We start from the raw sequence: 18,385 nt of genomic DNA, 5'->3' as shown, positions 1-18,385 counted from the left end.
GCACGACGACGGGGAGGATGCGCCATGGGTCTGAAGAAGGCGGTCTACGAGGACGAGCTGCTGCGGCTCCAGACGGAGCTGATCAAACTCCAGGAGTGGGTGCGCGCGGAGGGCGCCCGGCTGGTGGTCGTCTTCGAGGGCCGTGACGCGGCGGGCAAGGGAGGCACGATCAAGCGGGTCGCGGAACACCTCAACCCCCGTGTCGCACGCATCACGGCCCTGCCCACGCCGACGGAACGGGAGCGCAGCCAGTGGTACTTCCAGCGCTACGTCGAGCACCTGCCCGCCGCCGGCGAGATCGTCCTGTTCGACCGCAGCTGGTACAACCGCGCCGGAGTCGAGCACGTCATGGGCTTCTGCACACCGGCGGAACACCGGCTCTTCCTGCGCCAGTGTCCGGTCTTCGAGCACATGCTCGTCGAAGACGGGATCCTGCTCCGCAAGTACTGGTTCTCCGTCAGCGACGCAGTGCAGGAGGAGCGGTTCCGCGCCCGGGCGAAGGACCCGCTGCGGCGCTGGAAGCTCTCCCCGATGGACCTGGAGTCCCTCACGCGCTGGGAGGCGTACTCGCGGGCCAAGGACGAAATGCTCGTCCACACCGACACGGCGGACGCCCCCTGGTACGTGGTCGAGAGCGACGACAAGCGCAGCGCGAGACTCAACATGATCGCCCACCTGCTGTCCTCGCTTCCCTACGCGGACGTGGCCCTGCCGTCGCTCACCCTGCCGCCCCGTCCTCCTTCCACGGGATACCAGCGACCTCCCAAGGACCTCCAGAACGCCGTCCCCGACCATGCGTCCACGCTCGGGAACGACTGAAGCGCGGCAGATTCCGACGCGGAGTCGCCAAGTGCACCGTCAGCGAGGAGCGCGATGTCCGCACGTGGAAGGCCGTCCCTGCTGCCCCTCGGTCTCAGGGGGTACCGCCGGGCGTGGCTCGGTCGGGACGCACTGGCCGGAATCGCCGTGGCCGCCTATCTGGTGCCCCAGGTCATGGCCTATGCGGGGGTGGCTGGGCTGCCACCGGTCGCGGGACTCTGGGCCGTGCTGCCCGCCATGGTGCTCTACGCCTCGATCGGTTCCTCACGGCTGCTCTCGGTGGGACCCGAGTCGACCACCGCGCTGATGACGGCCGTCGCCGTGGGGCCGCTCGCAGGAGGGGACCCGGGCCGGTACGCGGTGCTCGCGGCGGCCCTCGCCGTGGTCGTCGGCCTGGTGTCGCTGGCGGCCTGGGCCGTGCGCCTCGGGTTTCTCGCCGACCTGCTCTCACGGCCCGTGCTCGTCGGCTACCTCGCCGGTGTCGCCCTGATCATGATCGTCGACCAGCTGCCCCGGCTCACCGGAGTACGAGCCACCGGCTCCGGCTTCTTCACACAGCTGTACACCTTCGCCCTCAACGTCTCGCACGTTCACTGGCCGACCGTCGTCCTGGCCGCCGCCGTGCTGGTCCTGCTCCTGGTGGCGCCGAGGTACTGGCGGACGGTTCCGCGTCCCCTGCTCGCCCTTGTCGCCGTCACCGCCCTGGTGGCGGCATTCGGGCTGGACGAGCGGTACGGGATCGCCGTGATCGGATCCGTACCCTCCGGGCTGCCCGTGCCCGCGCTGCCGCCCCCCGGCGACCTTCCGCAGCTGGTGATCCCGGCGCTGGGCGTCCTTCTCGTCGGCTACTCGGACGTGATCCTCACCGCCCGGGCCTTCGCCGACCGGGGCGACCCGCTTCCGCTCGACCCCAACCGTGAGCTGCTGGCCCTGGGGGCGGCGAACCTGGGGGCGGGCCTCATGTACGGGTTCCCCGTCAGCAGCAGCGCCAGCCGCACCGCGTTGGCCCAGTCGGCGAAGGCGCGGAGCCAGGCCTACTCCCTGTTCGCCGCACTCGCGGTACTGATGGTCCTCCTCTTCCTGGGGCCGCTCCTGGCCCACACCCCGAGCGCCGTCCTCGGCGCCATCGTCGTCTACGCCGCCGTCCGCCTCGTCGAAGTGGGCGAGTTCCGGCGTCTCGCGGCCTTCCGCCGGCGCGAGCTGCTGCTGGCACTCGGATGCCTCCTGGGCGTTCTGGCCCTCGGCATCCTGTACGGAGTGCTCGTCGCCGTGACCCTGTCCGTGGTCGAGTTGCTGGCCCGTGTGGCCCGCCCGCACGACGCCGTGGAAGGCATGGTGCCCGGGCTCGCCGGCATGCACGACGTGGACGACTACCCGACGGCGCGGACGGTCCCGGGGCTGCTGATCTACCGCTACGACTCGCCGCTGTTCTTCGCCAACGCGGAGAACTTCCGCCGCCGTGCCCTGGCAGCGGTCGACGGGCAGCGGTCTCCGACGCGCTGGTTCGTCCTCAACACCGAGGCGAACGTGGAGGTGGACATCACGGCACTGGACGCCGTGGAGACACTCCGCCAGGAACTCGAGGACCGCGGCATCGTCCTCGCCCTGGCCAGGGTCAAACAGGAACTCCGCGAGGACCTGGACGCTTACGGCCTGACCGCCTCGGTGGGCGCCGACCGCATCTACCCGACCCTGCCCACGGCTCTGGAGGCCTATCGGGCATGGAGCCGCGGGGCAGGGTTCGCGGCGGAATGAGCAGGACCACGCGTAGTGCTGCGGTTGGATCGGCTCGCCTTCGCGCTGCTCGTGGCAGTCGAGCGTCGGTTGTTGCCGAGCTCGGCGGGCAGGAACGGCCCGGAGGGGCGCGCCGGGCTTCAGGCCCCGGAGGCCGACCCGGCAGTCACCGGGCCGACCCCACGTCCCGTCCGTGTCAGCCCGTGTCAGTCCGCGAGCCTGAGGCCGAACCGTTCGAAGATGTCGCCCACTTCGATCCAGCCCACCTCGTAACGGCAGACCCTGTCGTTGCCGACGCCCTCACAGCCCCACGCATTGACGACCATGCCGTTCAGCTGCCGGGAGTCCTGGTCGTTGATGGTGATCACGGGGCCGCCGCTGTCGCCGGGCCGGGCGACGATGCCGCCGTTGTGCGGGACGCCGGCGCTTCCCCAGACGTACGCGCTTTCGGTCACCCAGGTGGCGCTGCCCGCGTAAGTGGTACGGATGTTGCAGACGACCTTGGAGTTGTAGCCGAGTTGGCAGGTGAAGTCGCCCACCGCCGCGTTGCGTACGCCGTTGAGGCGGCGGGTGTACCCCTGCGCGTCGAGGCCGTCCCACGTGTAGCGGCTCGCCGGCGCCGCGATGAACGCCGAGTCGAGGTCGGCGATCTCGGCTTCGATCTGGCCGACGCGGAAGCCGCCCGCAGTGAAGACGGTCGCGCCGGGGCCATAGCAGTGGCCCGCGGTGACGAGCCACTGGCGGTTGTCCACGGTGCTTACTGCAGGGATTCCGCTGGTGCATGTGGCGAACGAGCCGCTCGCGGGTCCGAGCGCGGCCCCTGCGTAGAACGGCGCCCGGTCGTCCCACCGGCTCAGCGGCACCGAGGGAGCGGACGCGCGGATGCGGATGGGGGTGGCTCGGGCTGCCGCGAGCTGCTGGGCGACGGCGGGCCCTGCGAGGTACTTCTGCGCGGCCCGCGCGTCGTCCACGGCGAGCTCGATCGCTCCGCCGTCGACGGTGCTGCCCGCCATCTCGATCTTGAAGGGCAGGTCCTTGCGGCTGCGGAAGTCCGTGATCTCCTTCCTGAGCTGCAGCAGCGTCTTCGCGCTCGTGCGCACGTTCAGCAGCTTCGTGTCGGCCTTCGGGTTGGCCTTGCGCACCGCGTCGAGGAAGGCAGGGCCCCGTTGCGGATCGGTGAGGTAGACGTTGACCGAGCGGTAGTCGGAGGCCATCTCGACCTGTGTGTACACGTCCGCGTGCGGCCCCCGGCCGGCCCTCGCGGCGGCGTCGGCCACGACCCGCAGGGGTTCCAGTACCTCGCCTTGCTGTTGTGGCGTCATGGCCGCGACGACGTCTGCGGACAGGGGCCCGGGCGGCTCCGCTTCGGCGGCCGGCGCTCCGAGTGGAAGGACGGCGAGCACGGTCGCGAGCGCGAGCGAACGCCAAGCAGCCTTGTTCATAGATCCCCTTACAGTGACTGTGCGTGCACAATGTGTACGCTGCGTGACCGTAGTGAGTGTCCGAAATGCGCGGCAAGGGCGCGCGGCTGCCCTTGGGGGCACATGGGGGGCGTGTGGACGTCCGCGCGCGCCCAGTTCCTCGGCGGCGACCGCGCATGGGTCCGCCGGCACTCCGTGAACAGTGAGGGCACACGCCGAGGAGGGATCCGCGTCGAGGTATCCCCGCCGGGGGAGGGGGCGGTTCTCCGGCGTCTCAGTCGGGTGTGCTCCGCCTCTCCGCATCGGCCTGCCGCCACTGCTCGGCCGCCTCGATCATGGTCCGGCCGACGTGCTCGAAGAAGTGGCCCATGTCCTGCATCCGGGTGCCGGCGGGTGTCGTGGTGCCGAGGACCTGGGCGCCGCGCAGGGTGAAGTCGGCCAGCATGGCGTTCTGGCGGGCGCTGGCCATCCAGCCGCGGAACCAGGCGTCGGCGTCGATCACGTACCGGTCGCGCCGCCGGCCGGGGTCGCGTTCGCGCCTGATGAGCTCCTGCTGTTCGAGTTCGCCGACGGCCTTGGAGACGGAGGCGGGGCTGACCTGGAGGCGCTCAGCGAGCTCGGTGGCGGTCAGGCTGCCCCCATCGGTGACGTACAGGCACGTCAGCACTCGGGCGGTCATCCGCGGGAGACCGGTGGCGACCATCATCGCCGTGAACTGTTCCTCCAGTTCGAGGACGGCCTCCGGGTCGCGTCCGTGCATGTCGCCCGCGGTCGTGGCGGCGGCCGGGGCCGTGGGCTGCTTGCGGCGGCGGGCGCGTCCTGTCGTGGCGCGATGGGCCGCGTCGGCCCGATAGGCGGTGGGGCCGCCGTTGCGGGCCACCTCCCGGGTGACGGTGGAGATGGGCCTGCCCAGGCGCCCGGCGATGTCGGTGTAGCTGAGTCCTTGCCCCAACCCCTCGGCGATCGCCTGTCGTTCGTGGTGGGTCAGTCTGCCTCCGGGCATCGCCATTGCCTCCGTGTCGGGTCCGCGTGTGCGGCCAGTATTGCTTTCGCGGCCAGGTCATTGCAAATTCCCTCCCGCTGCTTTTGCGTTCGATTGCATTGTCATTGCAAGAGTTCCATGTCTTGACCTGGGTGATTGCCGAGTAGGTCGTCTTTTTGATTGACGAAAGAGTGAAAGCAATTTAGCTTTTAGTCATTCGCGAACGAGCGATGCGAACCGAGCCGGCCCGGACGAGGGCCGCTCGTCGCCTTGATCGGAGCCCTCATGACGTCCTTGCTCACACCCGTGCGTGGCTGGCACCGGCCGCTGGTGGTCTGTGCCGCGCTCATGTTCGGCCTGGTGCTCGTTTCCGGCGTCGCCACCGTCGTCGACGGACGGACCCTGCTGGACGAGTCGGTGTGGGTGAAGCCGCTCAAGTTCGGCTTCGCCTTCGGCCTCTACGCGGCCACGCTGGCCTGGCTGCTGACGAAGCTGACCAGGGGCAGGCGGCTGGGTCGCCGGCTGGGCACCGTCTTCGCGGTGGCCGCCGCCGTGGAGGTGGGCGCCATCACCGCCCAAGCGGCCCGCGGCACCTTCAGTCACTTCAACGCGGACCAGACCGACCCGATCACCCTGGCCCTGGTCCCGCTCCTCACGTTCGGCGTGATGGTCATCGTCATCGCGCAGCTGGTCCTCGCGGTCGTCGTCCTGATCCAGCGCACCGGCGGAGCGGCGCTGAACCGCGCCATCCGCGCCGGCCTCGCGCTCGCCACCTTCGGCATGGTCGTACCGGTCTTCTGGATGGTCACCGAGATCCACTCCCGTACGGTGACGGACGCCAACGGCCACTCCGTACAGATGTACCAGGGCCACGGCATCGGCGACCCCGACGGCCACGGGATGCCCCTCACCAACTGGAGCGTGACCGGCGGCGACTTCCGGGTTCCGCACTTCTTCGCGCTGCACGGTATCCAGGTACTCCTCCTGATCGCCGCGCTACTGGCCGCCCTGGCCGCCGAGCGCGTCTGGCTGCGCGACGAGACGGTACGGGCCCGGCTGGTCGGCAGTGCCGCCCTCGGCTACACGGGGCTGGTCGCGGTGGTGACCTGGCAGGCCTGGCGCGGACAGTCCCTGATCCATCCGGACACCGCCACCCTCCTCGCCCTCGCCGCGGTGGTGCTGCTCACGTGGGGGACCACCGCGCGAGTGATCGTCACCGCCCAGCGCACCACCGCCCAGCGCACCACAGTGCCACCGGCCGGGAGTTTCGTGCCTTCGCCCCCGGCCCGCTGACACCACTTCCCTGATCCGACGCACCGAACTCCCGAGAGGAAGAACCGACATGACCAGGCAGCCCTTCTCCACCGAGGCAACCACGCGGAGCGCGCCGACGGCCCTCGCAGCGGCCGTCACGGCCACCCCCGACCGCTCCGCGCTGCAGCAGGTCCTGGACCGCGCCACCGCCCCGGGCGGCGCTCCCGGCGTCGTCGTCGACGTACGGGACGGCCACGGCGCGTGGTTCGGCTCGGCAGGCGTCTCCGACACCGGGACCCGGGAGAAACGCCGGCCGTCCGAGCGGTTCCGGATCGGGAGCACGACGAAGGCGTTCACCGCCACGCTCGTCCTGCAGCTGGCGGCCGAAGGCCGGCTCCGCCTCGACGACACGATCGAGCAGTGGCTGCCCGGGATGGTGGTGGGCAACGGCTACGACGGCCGGGCGATCACCATCCGGCAGTTGCTCAACCACACCAGCGGCATCTTCAACTACGGCAACGACGCGCAGTTCTTCACGAAGGGCATCGGCGCCGCGTGGTTCCAGCACCGTTACGACACCTACGCCCCCGAGCAGTTGATCAGGATCGGTCTGGCCACGCCACCGTCCTTCGCTCCGGGGGAGGCCTTCCTGTACTCCAACACCAACTACTTCCTGGCCGCCCTGATCGTCGAGAAGATCACGGGCGGGACGTTCGCCGAAGCGCTCACCCAGCGCATCGCCCGCCCTCTGGGGCTGACCGGGACCTACCTGCCCGGCACGGAACCGACGATCCAAGGGCCGCACACCCGGCACTACTCCACCCTCTTCGCCTCCGATGCACAGCCCGAGATCCACGACACGACCGACATGAACCAGTCCTTCGCGTGGGCGGCCGGCGGCGTCATCTCGACCACGGGCGACCTGCAGCGCTTCTTCGGCGCGCTGCTCCAAGGCCACCTGCTGCCGGCCGGACAGCAGCAGGAGATGTTCACCACCGTCGACACCACGGGACCCGTCCCGTGGATCCCGGGAACCCGCTACGGCCTGGGCGTGTTCTCCTGGGCACTGCCGTCCGGCGTCACGGTCTGGGGCAACGCCGGCGCGACGTACGGCTCGTGGACCTGTGCCATGGGCTCCCGTGACGGCAAGCACCTGCTCACCAGCCAGGTCAACGGCGACTGGAGCGGCCTGGGCGTCCTCGACGGCATCCTCACCGCCGAGTTCGGCGCGGCGGCCGGAGGCTGACATCCGGGAGCTGACGTCCGGAAGCTGACGGCCTGTGGAGCGCTCCAAAGGCCACGGGGTTCCCGGTCACGTCGTGGCGTCGGCCGGGAGTTCGCCGGCCACCGGACGGGCGTCTCCGGCGACGGGGAGGGTGAGGACCATCGTCAGGCCTCCGCCGGGAGTGTCCTCGGCGGTGAGGGTGCCGTCCATGGCCTCCAGGAAACCCCTCGCGACCGCCAGTCCAAGGCCGACCCCGGTGCCTGCGGGGGCGTCTCCGTGCCGCTGGAAGGCTTCGAATATCCGGTCCTTGGCCTCGTCGGGGACACCCGGTCCGCGGTCGACGACGCGTAGTTCCAGGCGGTCGGCGAGGGCGCTGGCGGATACCTTGACGGGCCGGCCGGCGGGGTTGTACTTGACGGCGTTCTCGACGATGTTCGCGACGGACCGTTCCAGGAGGCCGCGGTCGACGGCGACCATGGGCAGCGTCTCGGGGATGTCGAGGTCCACGCCGTCCTCGGGGACCCCGGCCAGGGCCATCGGGACGACCTCGTCGAGATCGGTCACGCGGATGAGCGGGACGACGGTGCCCGTCTGGAGGCGGGACATGTCGAGGAGGTTGCCGATCAGGTGGTCGAGGCGGTCGGCTCCGTCCTCGATGCCTTCCAGGAGATCGCCCCGGTCCTCCTCCGACCATTCCACGTCCGTGGAACGCAGCGAGGTGACGGCGACCTTGATGCCCGCGAGCGGGGTCCGCAGGTCGTGGCTGACGGCGGCGAGGAGCGCGGTCCGGATCTGATGGCCCTCGATCAGGCGGCGGGCCTCCTCGGCCTCGCAGACCAGGCGCTGGCGGTCGAGTACGACGGCGGCCTGGGCGGCGAAGGCGCCGAGTACGCGCCGGTCCTCGGCGGGCAGTACCCGCCCGGACAGGGCCAGGGCCATGTTCTCGCCGATCGGCATGTCCACGTCGGCGTCCTCGGGGCGGGGGACCGGGTTCCGGCCGGTGCTGCCCGCCGTGGTCCACGGATCCACGTCCGTACCCCGTTCCAGCAGCGCGACGGACTCCATGGCGAAGGTCTCGCGCACCCGTTCCAGCAGGGCGTCGAGGGCGGTCTCGCCGCGCAGGATGCTGCCGGCCAGGAAGGAGAGAATCTCGGATTCGGCGCGCAGCCGGGCGGCTTGATGCGTTCGGCGGGCGGCCAGGTCGACCACGGATGCCACGGACACGGCCACGCCGACGAAGATCGCGATGGCGACGATGTTCCTGGGGTCGGCGATGGTGAGCTCGTGGACCGGAGGGGTGAAGCAGTAGTTCAGGAGCAGCGACCCGAAGGCCGCCGAGGCGAGCGCGGGGAGCAGCCCGCCGAGGAGTGCCGCCCCCACCGTGAAGGTGAGGAACAGCAGCATGTCGTTGGCGAGTCCGAGCTCGGGGACGACCCGGCTCAACAGGACCGTGAGCAGGGCGGGGCCGGCGAGGCCGGTGAGCCAGCCCCAGAGCAGGCGGGGTCTGCCGAGCCGCGCGCCCTGGGGGACGGGCAGGCCGCGGCGGCCCTTGGCGGCCTCGTCGTGGGTGACGATGTGGACGTCGAGGTCGGGTCCGGATTCGCGGGCGACGGTGGCGCTGACGCCGGGGCTGAAGACGGACTGCCAGGAGCGGCGGCGGCTGACGCCGAGGACGATCTGGGTGGCGTTGACCCCGCGGGCGAACTCCAGCAGGGCGTCGGGGACACTGTCGCCTATGACGTGGTGGAAGGTGCCGCCGAGGTCTTCCACCAGGGTGCGCTGGACGGCGAGTTCCTTGGGCGAGGCGGCGGTCAGCCCGTCGCTGCGGGCGATGTAGACGGCGAGGACTTCGCCGCCCGAGCCCTTCTCCGCGAGGCGGGCGGCCCGCCGGATGAGGGTACGTCCCTCCGGACCGCCGGTGATGCCCACGACGATGCGTTCGCGGGCCTGCCAGGTGGTGCGGATGTCGTGCTCGCCGCGGTACTCGCGAAGGTATTCGTCGACCCGGTCGGCCACCCAGAGCAGCGCGAGCTCGCGCAGCGCGGTGAGGTTCCCGGGCCGGAAGTAGTTCGAGAGGGCGGCGTCGACCTTGTCGGGCTGGTAGATGTTTCCGTGGGCCATGCGGCGGCGCAGTGCCTGGGGCGACATGTCGACGAGCTCGATCTGGTCGGCGCGCCGCACGACTTCGTCGGGGACGGTCTCCCGCTGCCGCACCCCGGTGATCGTTTCGACGACGTCGCCGAGGGATTCCAGGTGCTGGATGTTGACGGTCGAGACGACGTCGATGCCGGCCCGGAGGAGTTCCTCGACGTCCTGCCAGCGCTTGGTGTTGCGCGAGCCGGGCACGTTGGAGTGGGCCAGTTCGTCCACGAGCGCCACGGCGGGGCGGCGGGCGAGGACCGCGTCCACGTCCATCTCGGTGAAGGTGGTTCCCCGGTACTCCAGTTCCCGCCGCGCGATCTGTTCCAGGCCGTGCAGCATCACCTCGGTGCGCGGTCGGTCGTGGTGCTCCACGAAGGCGACGACGACATCGGTGCCGCGTTCCACCCGGCGGTGGCCCTCGGAAAGCATCGCGTACGTCTTGCCGACGCCGGGGGCCGAGCCCAGATGGATACGAAACGTGCCGCGTCCCATGACGTCATCCCTCGAAGCGGTAGCCCATGCCGGGCTCGGTGATCAGATACCTGGGGTGCGAGGGGTCCGCCTCCAGTTTGCGGCGCAGCTGAGCCATGTAGACCCGCAGGTAGTTGGTGTTGTCGGAGTACGTCGGTCCCCAGACGTCGAGCAGCAGCCTCTGCTGGCTCATCAGCCTGCCGGGATGGGTGATGAGGATCTCCAGGAGGTGCCACTCGGTGGGGGTCAGCCGAACACTGCGATCGTTTCGGACGACCTTCTTCGCGACCAGGTCGACGGTGAAGTCCTCGGTCGTGACCGTGGCGATCTCGTCGGCGGGCGCCGGGGCCTCCCGGCGGCGGACGGCGGCGCGCAGCCGGGCGAGGAGCTCGTCCATGCTGAACGGCTTGGTGACGTAGTCGTCGGCCCCCGCGTCCAGGGCCCGGATCTTCTCCTCGGACGTGTGACGTGCGGAGAGGACGAGGACGGGCACGCCGCTGGTCTCCCGTACCCCCTTGATCACGTCGATGCCGTCCATGTCCGGGAGGCCGAGGTCCAGCAGGATGACGCTCGGCTTGCGCGCGGCCGCCAGCCTCAGAGCGGTGTGTCCGTCGGAAGCCGACTCCACCTCGAACTTCCGCGCCTCCAAGTTGATCTTGAGTGCGCGGACGAGCCGGGCATCGTCTTCCACCACCAGCACCTTGATCATCGGCGTGGGGCCTTCCTCTCCCAGTGGGCAGCGGTCGGAGCCGGCGGGACGCTGGGTTTCCCCACCCGGCCGTAGCCGGGAGAGATGAGCGTCCCGCCGGCTCCAGACCTTCGCTGTGCGGAATGTGCGGAATATGCGGAGTGTCAGCTCTTGGTCAGTGCCTTGAGCGCGGTGTTGAGTTCGAGGACGTTGACGCGCGGTTCGCCCATGAAGCCGAGGGTGCGGCCGGTGGTGTGGTCGGCGACGAGCTTCTCGACCTGCTCGACGTCGAGCCCGTTCTGCTCGGCGACGCGGTCGACCTGGATCCTCGCGTACTCCGGGGAGATGTCCGGGTCGAGGCCGGAGCCGGAGGAGGTGACGGCGTCGGCCGGCACGTCCTCGGGCCTGACCTGGTGGCCCGCGGTGGAGTTGTCGGCGATGACGGCCTCCTTGGCGGCGATCACCTGGGCGCAGAGGGTTCCCTCCTCGGCGTCCTTGGCGCACTGGCCGTTGACGGCGCCGTTGTCGGCGGAGCGGTTGGTGGCGCCGGAGAGGACCAGCGAGTACTGGGTGTTGACGCTGTTGGAGCCGAGGCCGTTGGAGGGGCGCGGCTGGAACCACTTGAGGTCGGGCCTGGCGGCTTCCTCCGGGTCGTCGGGGTTCTGCTTGGGCCGGTTGTAGGTCTGTCCGATGAGGGAGGAGCCGACGACCCGGCCGCTCTTGTCCTTGATCTCGGAGCCGTTGGCCTTGTCGTTGAAGAGGGCCTGGGCGATCCCCGTGACGGCGAGCGGGTAGAGCACGCCGCAGATCACCGTCAGAACCAGCAGGGCCCGCAGACCCGCGCCGATCAGGCGCGCTGTGTTGCTCAGAGAGTTGTTCATGGCGGATCAGCACGTTCCTAACTCAGGCGAGCCCGGGGATGAGGGAGATGAGCATGTCGATGATCTTGATGCCGATGAACGGGGCGATCAGGCCGCCGAGTCCGTAGATCCCGAGGTTCCGGCGGAGCATCTTGTCGGCGCTGGTCGGCCGGTACTGGACGCCCTTGAGGGCGAGCGGGACCAGCGCGATGATGATCAGCGCGTTGAAGACGACGGCCGAGAGGATCGCGGAGTTCGGCGAGGACAGGCCCATGATGTTGAGCTTGTCGAGGCCCGGGTAGACCACGGCGAACATGGCCGGGATGATCGCGAAGTACTTCGCCACGTCGTTGGCGATGGAGAACGTGGTGAGGGCGCCACGCGTGATCAGCAGCTGCTTGCCGATCTCCACGATCTCGATGAGCTTGGTGGGGTTGGAGTCCAGGTCCACCATGTTCCCGGCCTCCTTGGCGGCCGAGGTGCCCGTGTTCATCGCCACGCCGACGTCGGCCTGTGCGAGGGCCGGGGCGTCGTTCGTACCGTCGCCCGTCATCGCGACGAGCTTGCCGCCCGCCTGCTCCCGCTTGATGAGGGCCATCTTGTCCTCGGGGGTGGCCTCGGCGAGGAAGTCGTCGACACCCGCCTCCTGCGCGATCGCCTTGGCGGTCAGCGGGTTGTCACCCGTGATCATGACGGTCTTGATGCCCATGCGGCGCAGTTCGTCGAACCGCTCGCGCATGCCGTCCTTGACGACGTCCTTGAGGTGGATGACGCCGAGGACGCGGGCGCCGTTCTCGTCCTCCACCGCCACCAGGAGCGGGGTGCCGCCGGCCTCGGAGATGCGGTTGGCGAGGAGGTCGGCGTCGTCGGAGACCCGGCCGCCCCGCTCCTTCACCCAGGTGATGACCGAACCGGCCGCGCCCTTGCGGGTCTTGCGGCCGTCCACGTCCACACCCGACATACGGGTCTGGGCGGTGAACGCGATCCACTCGGCCTGGGCGAGCTCGCCCTGGTGGCGTTCGCGCAGGCCGTACTTCTCCTTCGCGAGGACCACGATCGAGCGGCCCTCGGGGGTCTCGTCGGCGAGGGACGAGAGCTGTGCGGCGTCGGCGAGTTCGGCCTCCGTCGTTCCCCTGACGGGGACGAACTCCGATGCCTGGCGGTTGCCGAGGGTGATGGTGCCGGTCTTGTCGAGCAGGAGCGTGGACACGTCGCCGGCGGCCTCGACGGCCCGGCCGGACATCGCCAGGACGTTGCGCTGCACGAGGCGGTCCATGCCGGCGATCCCGATCGCGGAGAGGAGCGCGCCGATGGTGGTGGGGATCAGGCAGACCAGCAGTGCGGTGAGGACGATCATCGACTGCTTGGCGTCCGCGTAGATCGCGAACGGCTGCAGGGTCACGACGGCCAGCAGGAAGACGATGGTGAGGGACGCGAGAAGGATGTTCAGCGCGATCTCGTTGGGCGTCTTCTGCCGGGCCGCGCCCTCGACGAGCGCGATCATGCGGTCGATGAAGGTCTCGCCCGGCTTGGTCGTGATCTTGACGACGATCCGGTCGGAGAGCACCTTGGTACCGCCGGTGACCGCACTGCGGTCGCCGCCCGACTCGCGGATGACCGGGGCGGACTCGCCGGTGATGGCGGATTCGTCCACGGACGCGACCCCTTCGACGACGTCACCGTCGCCGGGGATGATGTCGCCGGCCTCGCAGACCACCAGGTCGCCGATCCTGAGATCGGTACCGGGGACCTGCTCCTCGCGCGTACCGTCCTGGGCCAGGCGGCGGGCGACGGAGTCGGTCTTGGCCTTGCGCAGGGTGTCGGCCTGGGCCTTGCCGCGGCCCTCGGCCACGGCCTCCGCGAGGTTGGCGAAGATCGTGGTCAGCCACAGCCAGGCGGTGATCGCCCAGCCGAACCAGTTCGTCGGATCCGCGATCGCCAGGACGGTCGTGACGACCGAGCCGATCAGGACGACGAACATGACCGGGGACTTGATCATGATCCGGGGGTCGAGCTTGCGGACCGCGTCCGGGAACGAGTTCAGCAGTGCCGTGGGGTCGAACAGCCCCCCACCGACGCGGCCGGCGGGCGGCTTGTGGCCGGTCGGCAGGTCGTCGTGCGGAGCACGGGTCGGTGTGGCGGTGCTCATGATGCGAGCCCTTCGGCGAGCGGACCCAGCGCCAGGGCCGGGAAGTAGGTCAGACCGGTGATGATGAGGATGGTGCCGACGAGCAGGCCCGCGTAGAGCGGCTTGTCGGTGCGGAGGGTGCCCGCGGTCTCGGGGACGGGCTTCTGCTCGGCGAGCGAACCGGCCAGAGCCAGGACGAACACCATGGGCAGGAAGCGGCCGAGCAGCATGGCGATGCCGATGGTGCTGTTGAACCACTGAGTGTCGGCGTTCAGGCCGGCGAAGGCGGAGCCGTTGTTGTTGGCACCCGAGGTGTAGGCGTAGAGGATCTCGGAGAAGCCGTGCGCGCCGGAGTTCGTCATGGAGTCGCCCGGGGTGGGCAGGCCCATGGCGGCCGCGGTGAAGCAGAGCACCAGGGCGGGGGTGATGAGGATGTAGCAGGCGGCGAGCTTGATCTCGCGGGTGCTGATCTTCTTGCCGAGGTACTCGGGGGTGCGGCCGACCATGAGGCCGGCGATGAACACCGCGATGATCGCCATGATCAGCATGCCGTAGAGGCCGGAGCCGACACCGCCGGGCGCGATCTCGCCGAGCTGCATGCCCAGCAGCTGGATGCCGCCCCCGAGACCGGTGTAGGAGGAGTGGAAGGAGTTGACCGCGCCCGTCGAGGTGAGCGTCGTCGCGACCGAGAAGATCGCGGAGGCACCGACGCCGAAGCGGGTCTCCTTGCCCTCCATCGCCCCGCCCGTGACCTCGAAGGCCGGGCCGTGGTGGGCGAACTCGGTCCACATCATCAGAGCGGTGAAGCCGACCCAGATGACGCCCATGGTGGCGAGAATCGCGTAGCCCTGGCGCAGGTTGCCGACCAAGCGGCCGAACGTACGGGTCATCGCGAAGGGGATGACCAGGATCAGGAAGACCTCGAACAGGTTGGAGAAGGGGGTGGGGTTCTCGAAGGGGTGGGCCGAGTTGGCGTTGAAGTAGCCGCCCCCGTTCGTGCCCAGCTCCTTGATGACCTCCTGCGAGGCCACCGCGCCGCCGTTCCACTGCTGCGTGCCACCCAGGAACTGCCCGACCTCGTGGATGCCGGCGAAGTTCTGGATGGCGCCGCAGGCGACGAGGACCAGTGCGCCCACGACGGAGATCGGCAGCAGGATGCGGACGGTGCCGCGCACCAGGTCCGCCCAGAAGTTGCCGAGTTCGCCGGTGCGGGAGCGCGCGAAGCCCCGTACGAGGGCCACGGCGACGGCCATGCCGACAGCGGCGGAGACGAAGTTCTGGACCGCGAGGCCGCCGGTCTGCACGACGTGGCCCATGGCCTGCTCGCCGGAGTACGACTGCCAGTTGGTGTTCGCCACGAACGACGCGGCGGTGTTGAATGCCTGGTCCGGGTCGATCGAGGAGAAGCCGAGCGAACCGGGCAGGATGCCCTGCACGCGCTGCATCAGGTAGAGGAAGAGGACGCTGACGGCGGAGAAGGCGAGGACGGCACGCAGATAGGCGGGCCAGCGCATTTCGGCCGACGGGTTGGCGCCGATGGCCTTGTAGATCCACTTCTCCGGCTTGTGGTGCTTCTCGGAGGAGTAGACCCGGGCCATGTAGTCGCCCAGGGGACGGTACGCCAGAGCCAGCGCGGCGATCAGCGCGAGCAGCTGGAGCACACCAGCGGTTACGGGGCTCATAGCAGTGCTCAGAACCTCTCCGGGTACACAAGGGCGAGGACGAGGTAACCGAGCAGGGAGACGGCCACGACGAGGCCGACGACGTTTTCGACCGTCACAGCTTGGTCACCCCCCGGGCGATGAGAGCCACCAGCGCGAACACCGCGACCGTGGTGACGACGAAGGCCAGATCGGCCATCGCGAGCTCCTGAGTGAAGTGGAAGAAATGAATCAGCCAGATGGCCGATGACGAGACAACCGCGTCTCCACCCGGGTGTTAAGACACTTTGACGGGGTCCATACGAGGGCGCGGGAAGCCTTAACGCCACCCTGACGGTGCAGGCCGCCCGCAGGGCATCAGACCTGGTGAGGCAGGCCCGCCGTGTCCAGGGCGGTCCCGGCCTGCGCGGCCAGCGCGCCCGGCCGCCCGCGTACCCAGGGCGGCGACCGCGACCACCACGACGACCATGATCAGCGCCTCGTTCGTCGCCGAAAGATCCGTACGGAAGGGCACGAGCGCCAGCGCGGCGACGAAGGGGGGCACGAGGGCCGCGACGCCTGCGAGGGGGGCGCGGAGCCGGAACCAGTAGCCGGACACGTGAGGCCTCCCGTCCGGACGAGCCGTTCGTGGTCAAGCCTGCCCCGTCGCAGCGCCGGCGCACCGCGGGGCGCCGCCTCTTGACGGACCGCTGACGCCGGTCCCACCCGCACGTATGGAATGCGAGAAGAGGGGCGGGCCGGACGTATGGAATGCGCCAAGGGCGCTGTTCGCCGCCCCGCGCGGCTCCGACGCTGTCCTCACTTTGCTCATTCGGAGGGACCGGCGACATGGCCGTACACGTAGGAAAACCGACCGCGCTCGCCCAGGAACCGGGCCTTGAGGAGCCCCCGGACGCCAGCGCCACCGGAGCCGGGGACCGCCACAGGCTGACCGCTCTCCAAGGCCTGGCCGCGCTGTCGCTCGACGCGATGGCGTCCGTGGCGTACGGGCCCGAGTCGATCGTGCTGGTCCTGGCCGCCGCGGGCGCGTACGGCATGGGGTTCACCCTCCCGGTCACCCTCGCCATCGCCGCGCTCCTGGCCGTGCTCGTGGCCTCGTACCGGCAGGTGATCGCCGCGTTTCCCGACGGCGGCGGGTCCTACGCCGTGGCCAAGCGGCACCTGGGACGGCGGACCAGCCTGGTCGCGGCCGCGTCGCTGATCCTCGACTACGTCCTCAACGTGGCCGTCTCCGTCACGGCCGGCGTGGCCGCCCTGACCTCGGCCTTCCCGGGCCTGCACGGTGAGCGGGTCTGGATCTGCCTCGGGGTCCTGGTCCTGGTCACCGCGGTGAACCTGCGGGGGGTCGTCGATTCCGCCAAGGCCTTCCTGGTCCCGACCGCGCTCTTCGTCGGGTCGATCCTGGCGATGATCGCCGTCGGTCTCTTCCGCGACGGTCCGGTCAGCACCGCCTCCGCGGCGGGGCACGACTCCGCCCTCGGGGAGGGTGCCACCGCGGTCGGGGCACTCCTGCTGCTGAAGGCGTTCGCCGCCGGCTGCTCGGCGCTGACGGGCGTCGAGGCCGTCGCCAACGCCGTACCCTCCTTCCGCGCCCCGGCCGCCCGCCGCGCCCAGCGCACCGAGGTCGCGCTCGGCGCCCTGCTCGGCGCCATGCTGATCGGCCTGTCCGTCCTCATCGGCCGATTCCACCTCCAGCCGGTCGAGGGCGTCACCGTCCTCGCCCAGCTCGCCGACGCCTCCTTCGGGCACAACGCGGCGTTCTACGTCGTCCAGTTCGCCACCATGGTGCTGCTGGCGCTCGCCGCGAACACCTCCTTCGGCGGTCTTCCGGTGCTGTTGAGCCTGCTGGCCCGGGACAACCACCTGCCGCACGTGTTCGCCCTCAAGGCCGACCGGCAGGTCCACCGCCACGGCGTGGTCTGGCTGGCGCTCGTCTCCGCCGCCCTGCTCGTCTTCTCCGGCGGGGACACCAACACCCTCGTTCCGCTCTTCGCGATCGGCGTCTTCGTCGGCTTCACCATCTGCCAGGTCGGCATGGTCCGGCACTGGTACGGCGAGCGCCCCGGGGGCCGGCGGACCAAGGCCGCCCTCAACGGCTTCGGCGCGCTGCTGACCGGCGTCTGCGCGGTGGTCGTCACCGCCACCAAGTTCACCGAGGGCGCCTGGCTGATCGTCCTCGCCCTGCCGCTGATCGTCCTCGCCTTCGAGAAGATTCACCGTGCCTACGCCGAGATCGGTGAGCGGCTGGAGCTGGGCCGCGTCCCGCAGCCGCCGAACCGGTCCCACTCGCTCGTCGTCGTCCCCGTCTCCGGTCTGTCCCGCCTGACCTGCCAGGCCCTCACCGCCGCCCGCTCCCTCGGCGACGAGGTCCTCGCCGTCACCGTCACCCACCCCACGGCGGAGGACCGGCGGGCGGCCGAAGCCCTGCGCCGCGACTGGGAGTCGTGGAAGCCGGGCGTCGAGCTGACCGAACTCTCCCCGGAGACACGCTCGCTGGGCCGCCCCGTATCGGCGTACGTCCGCAGGCTCGCGCAGACCCACCCGGACGCCCAGATCACCGTCCTCATCCCGGAAACCGAACCCGCCCGCCTCTGGCAGCGGCTGCTCCAGAACCAGCGCGGTTCCGTCGTCGCCCACGCGGTCCGGCGCGACACCGACGCCGTCATCTGCCGCCTCCGCTTCCGCATCATGGCGGAGGCCGAGCCGCCGGTCCCCGGGACGGGCGCGACGCACTGACCACGCCGACCCCGCCGGCCGAGTCCGGCTGGACGGGGCGATGGCGGCGCCGGACGAGCGGCCACCCGGAGTCCATCGGGTGAGTATCGCCGCTCATCCCGCCGCCGCCGGGTTTCCGGGTGCGAGGGAAGTACGTCCGCTACGCCACAGGTGGCCCTGTTTGCGTTAAGGACGCGTCAGGGTTTGCTCGCTCGCGTGCATGAGTGATCAGTCTGCGTACGCTTGCTCAGTCGTCGGTGTCGATGGCTGATTCTTTGCGTACGA

The 18,385-nt window shown here is 70.1% G+C and carries 13 protein-coding genes; 5 read left to right on the top strand and 8 right to left on the bottom strand.

Going from position 1 to position 18,385, the window contains the following annotated elements; all coding sequences use genetic code 11:
• The first annotated feature begins 24 nt into the window (after window positions 1-24).
• Both ppk2 and Sspor_RS05920 read left to right on the top strand, forming a co-directional pair.
• The gene (gene ppk2 / locus Sspor_RS05925) at window positions 25-819 is read left to right on the top strand and encodes a polyphosphate kinase 2 (RefSeq protein WP_202198112.1); all 795 of its coding nucleotides are present in this window, start codon (window positions 25-27) and stop codon (window positions 817-819) included.
• Window positions 820-873: 54 nt separating this feature from the next.
• Window positions 874-2,574, top strand: a complete 1,701-nt coding sequence (locus Sspor_RS05920) for a SulP family inorganic anion transporter (protein ID WP_202198111.1) — start codon at window positions 874-876, stop codon at window positions 2,572-2,574.
• A gap of 185 nt (window positions 2,575-2,759) precedes the next feature.
• On the opposite strand, the gene Sspor_RS05915 is transcribed toward Sspor_RS05920, so the two are convergent.
• Window positions 2,760-3,995 (bottom strand): chymotrypsin family serine protease, encoded by a 1,236-nt coding sequence (locus Sspor_RS05915; RefSeq protein ID WP_202198110.1) that lies wholly within the window; start codon window positions 3,993-3,995, stop codon window positions 2,760-2,762.
• Window positions 3,996-4,248: 253 nt separating this feature from the next.
• Complete coding sequence (locus tag Sspor_RS05910; protein ID WP_202198109.1) at window positions 4,249-4,977, bottom strand: GbsR/MarR family transcriptional regulator; 729 nt, start codon at window positions 4,975-4,977, stop codon at window positions 4,249-4,251.
• Window positions 4,978-5,241: 264 nt separating this feature from the next.
• Between Sspor_RS05910 and Sspor_RS05905 the strand changes: the two genes are divergently transcribed.
• On the top strand, window positions 5,242-6,249 hold the full coding sequence (locus tag Sspor_RS05905; protein ID WP_202198108.1) for a hypothetical protein: 1,008 nt from the start codon (window positions 5,242-5,244) through the stop codon (window positions 6,247-6,249).
• Between the two features lie 49 nt (window positions 6,250-6,298).
• The gene (locus Sspor_RS05900; protein WP_202198107.1) at window positions 6,299-7,456 is read left to right on the top strand and encodes a serine hydrolase domain-containing protein; all 1,158 of its coding nucleotides are present in this window, start codon (window positions 6,299-6,301) and stop codon (window positions 7,454-7,456) included.
• A gap of 66 nt (window positions 7,457-7,522) precedes the next feature.
• Here Sspor_RS05900 and Sspor_RS05895 read toward each other — a convergent pair whose 3' ends face one another.
• The 6 genes from Sspor_RS05895 to kdpF all read right to left on the bottom strand — a co-directional run bounded on the left by Sspor_RS05895 (window position 7,523) and on the right by kdpF (window position 15,504).
• Window positions 7,523-10,069 carry a DUF4118 domain-containing protein gene (locus Sspor_RS05895; RefSeq protein ID WP_202198106.1) on the bottom strand — a complete coding sequence of 849 codons (2,547 nt, stop codon included), beginning with the start codon at window positions 10,067-10,069 and terminating at the stop codon, window positions 7,523-7,525.
• 4 nt (window positions 10,070-10,073) lie between these two features.
• A complete protein-coding gene (locus Sspor_RS05890) occupies window positions 10,074-10,757 on the bottom strand; it encodes a response regulator (RefSeq protein ID WP_202198105.1) in 684 nt (227 codons plus the stop codon).
• A 143-nt stretch (window positions 10,758-10,900) separates the two neighbouring features.
• A complete protein-coding gene (locus Sspor_RS05885) occupies window positions 10,901-11,617 on the bottom strand; it encodes a potassium-transporting ATPase subunit C (RefSeq protein WP_202198104.1) in 717 nt (238 codons plus the stop codon).
• Between the two features lie 22 nt (window positions 11,618-11,639).
• Window positions 11,640-13,745, bottom strand: coding sequence for a potassium-transporting ATPase subunit KdpB (gene kdpB / locus Sspor_RS05880; protein ID WP_202198103.1), 2,106 nt, complete (start codon window positions 13,743-13,745; stop codon window positions 11,640-11,642).
• On the bottom strand, window positions 13,742-15,406 hold the full coding sequence (kdpA, locus tag Sspor_RS05875) for a potassium-transporting ATPase subunit KdpA (RefSeq protein WP_202198102.1): 1,665 nt from the start codon (window positions 15,404-15,406) through the stop codon (window positions 13,742-13,744). Before kdpA ends, kdpB begins: the two co-directional genes overlap by 4 nt.
• Before the next feature lie 8 nt (window positions 15,407-15,414).
• On the bottom strand, window positions 15,415-15,504 hold the full coding sequence (gene kdpF / locus Sspor_RS05870; RefSeq protein ID WP_037860493.1) for a K(+)-transporting ATPase subunit F: 90 nt from the start codon (window positions 15,502-15,504) through the stop codon (window positions 15,415-15,417).
• Window positions 15,505-16,213: 709 nt separating this feature from the next.
• Between kdpF and Sspor_RS05865 the strand changes: the two genes are divergently transcribed.
• Window positions 16,214-18,121 (top strand): APC family permease, encoded by a 1,908-nt coding sequence (locus Sspor_RS05865; RefSeq protein ID WP_202198101.1) that lies wholly within the window; start codon window positions 16,214-16,216, stop codon window positions 18,119-18,121.
• Window positions 18,122-18,385: the final 264 nt, after the last annotated feature.

The sequence above is a fragment of the Streptomyces spororaveus genome, from assembly GCF_016755875.1.
In the GTDB taxonomy this organism is placed as follows: Bacteria; Actinomycetota; Actinomycetes; order Streptomycetales; family Streptomycetaceae; genus Streptomyces; species Streptomyces spororaveus.
Note: the sequence above shows the minus strand (reverse complement) of the source record. Positions and strands in the feature narration are given on the sequence as shown.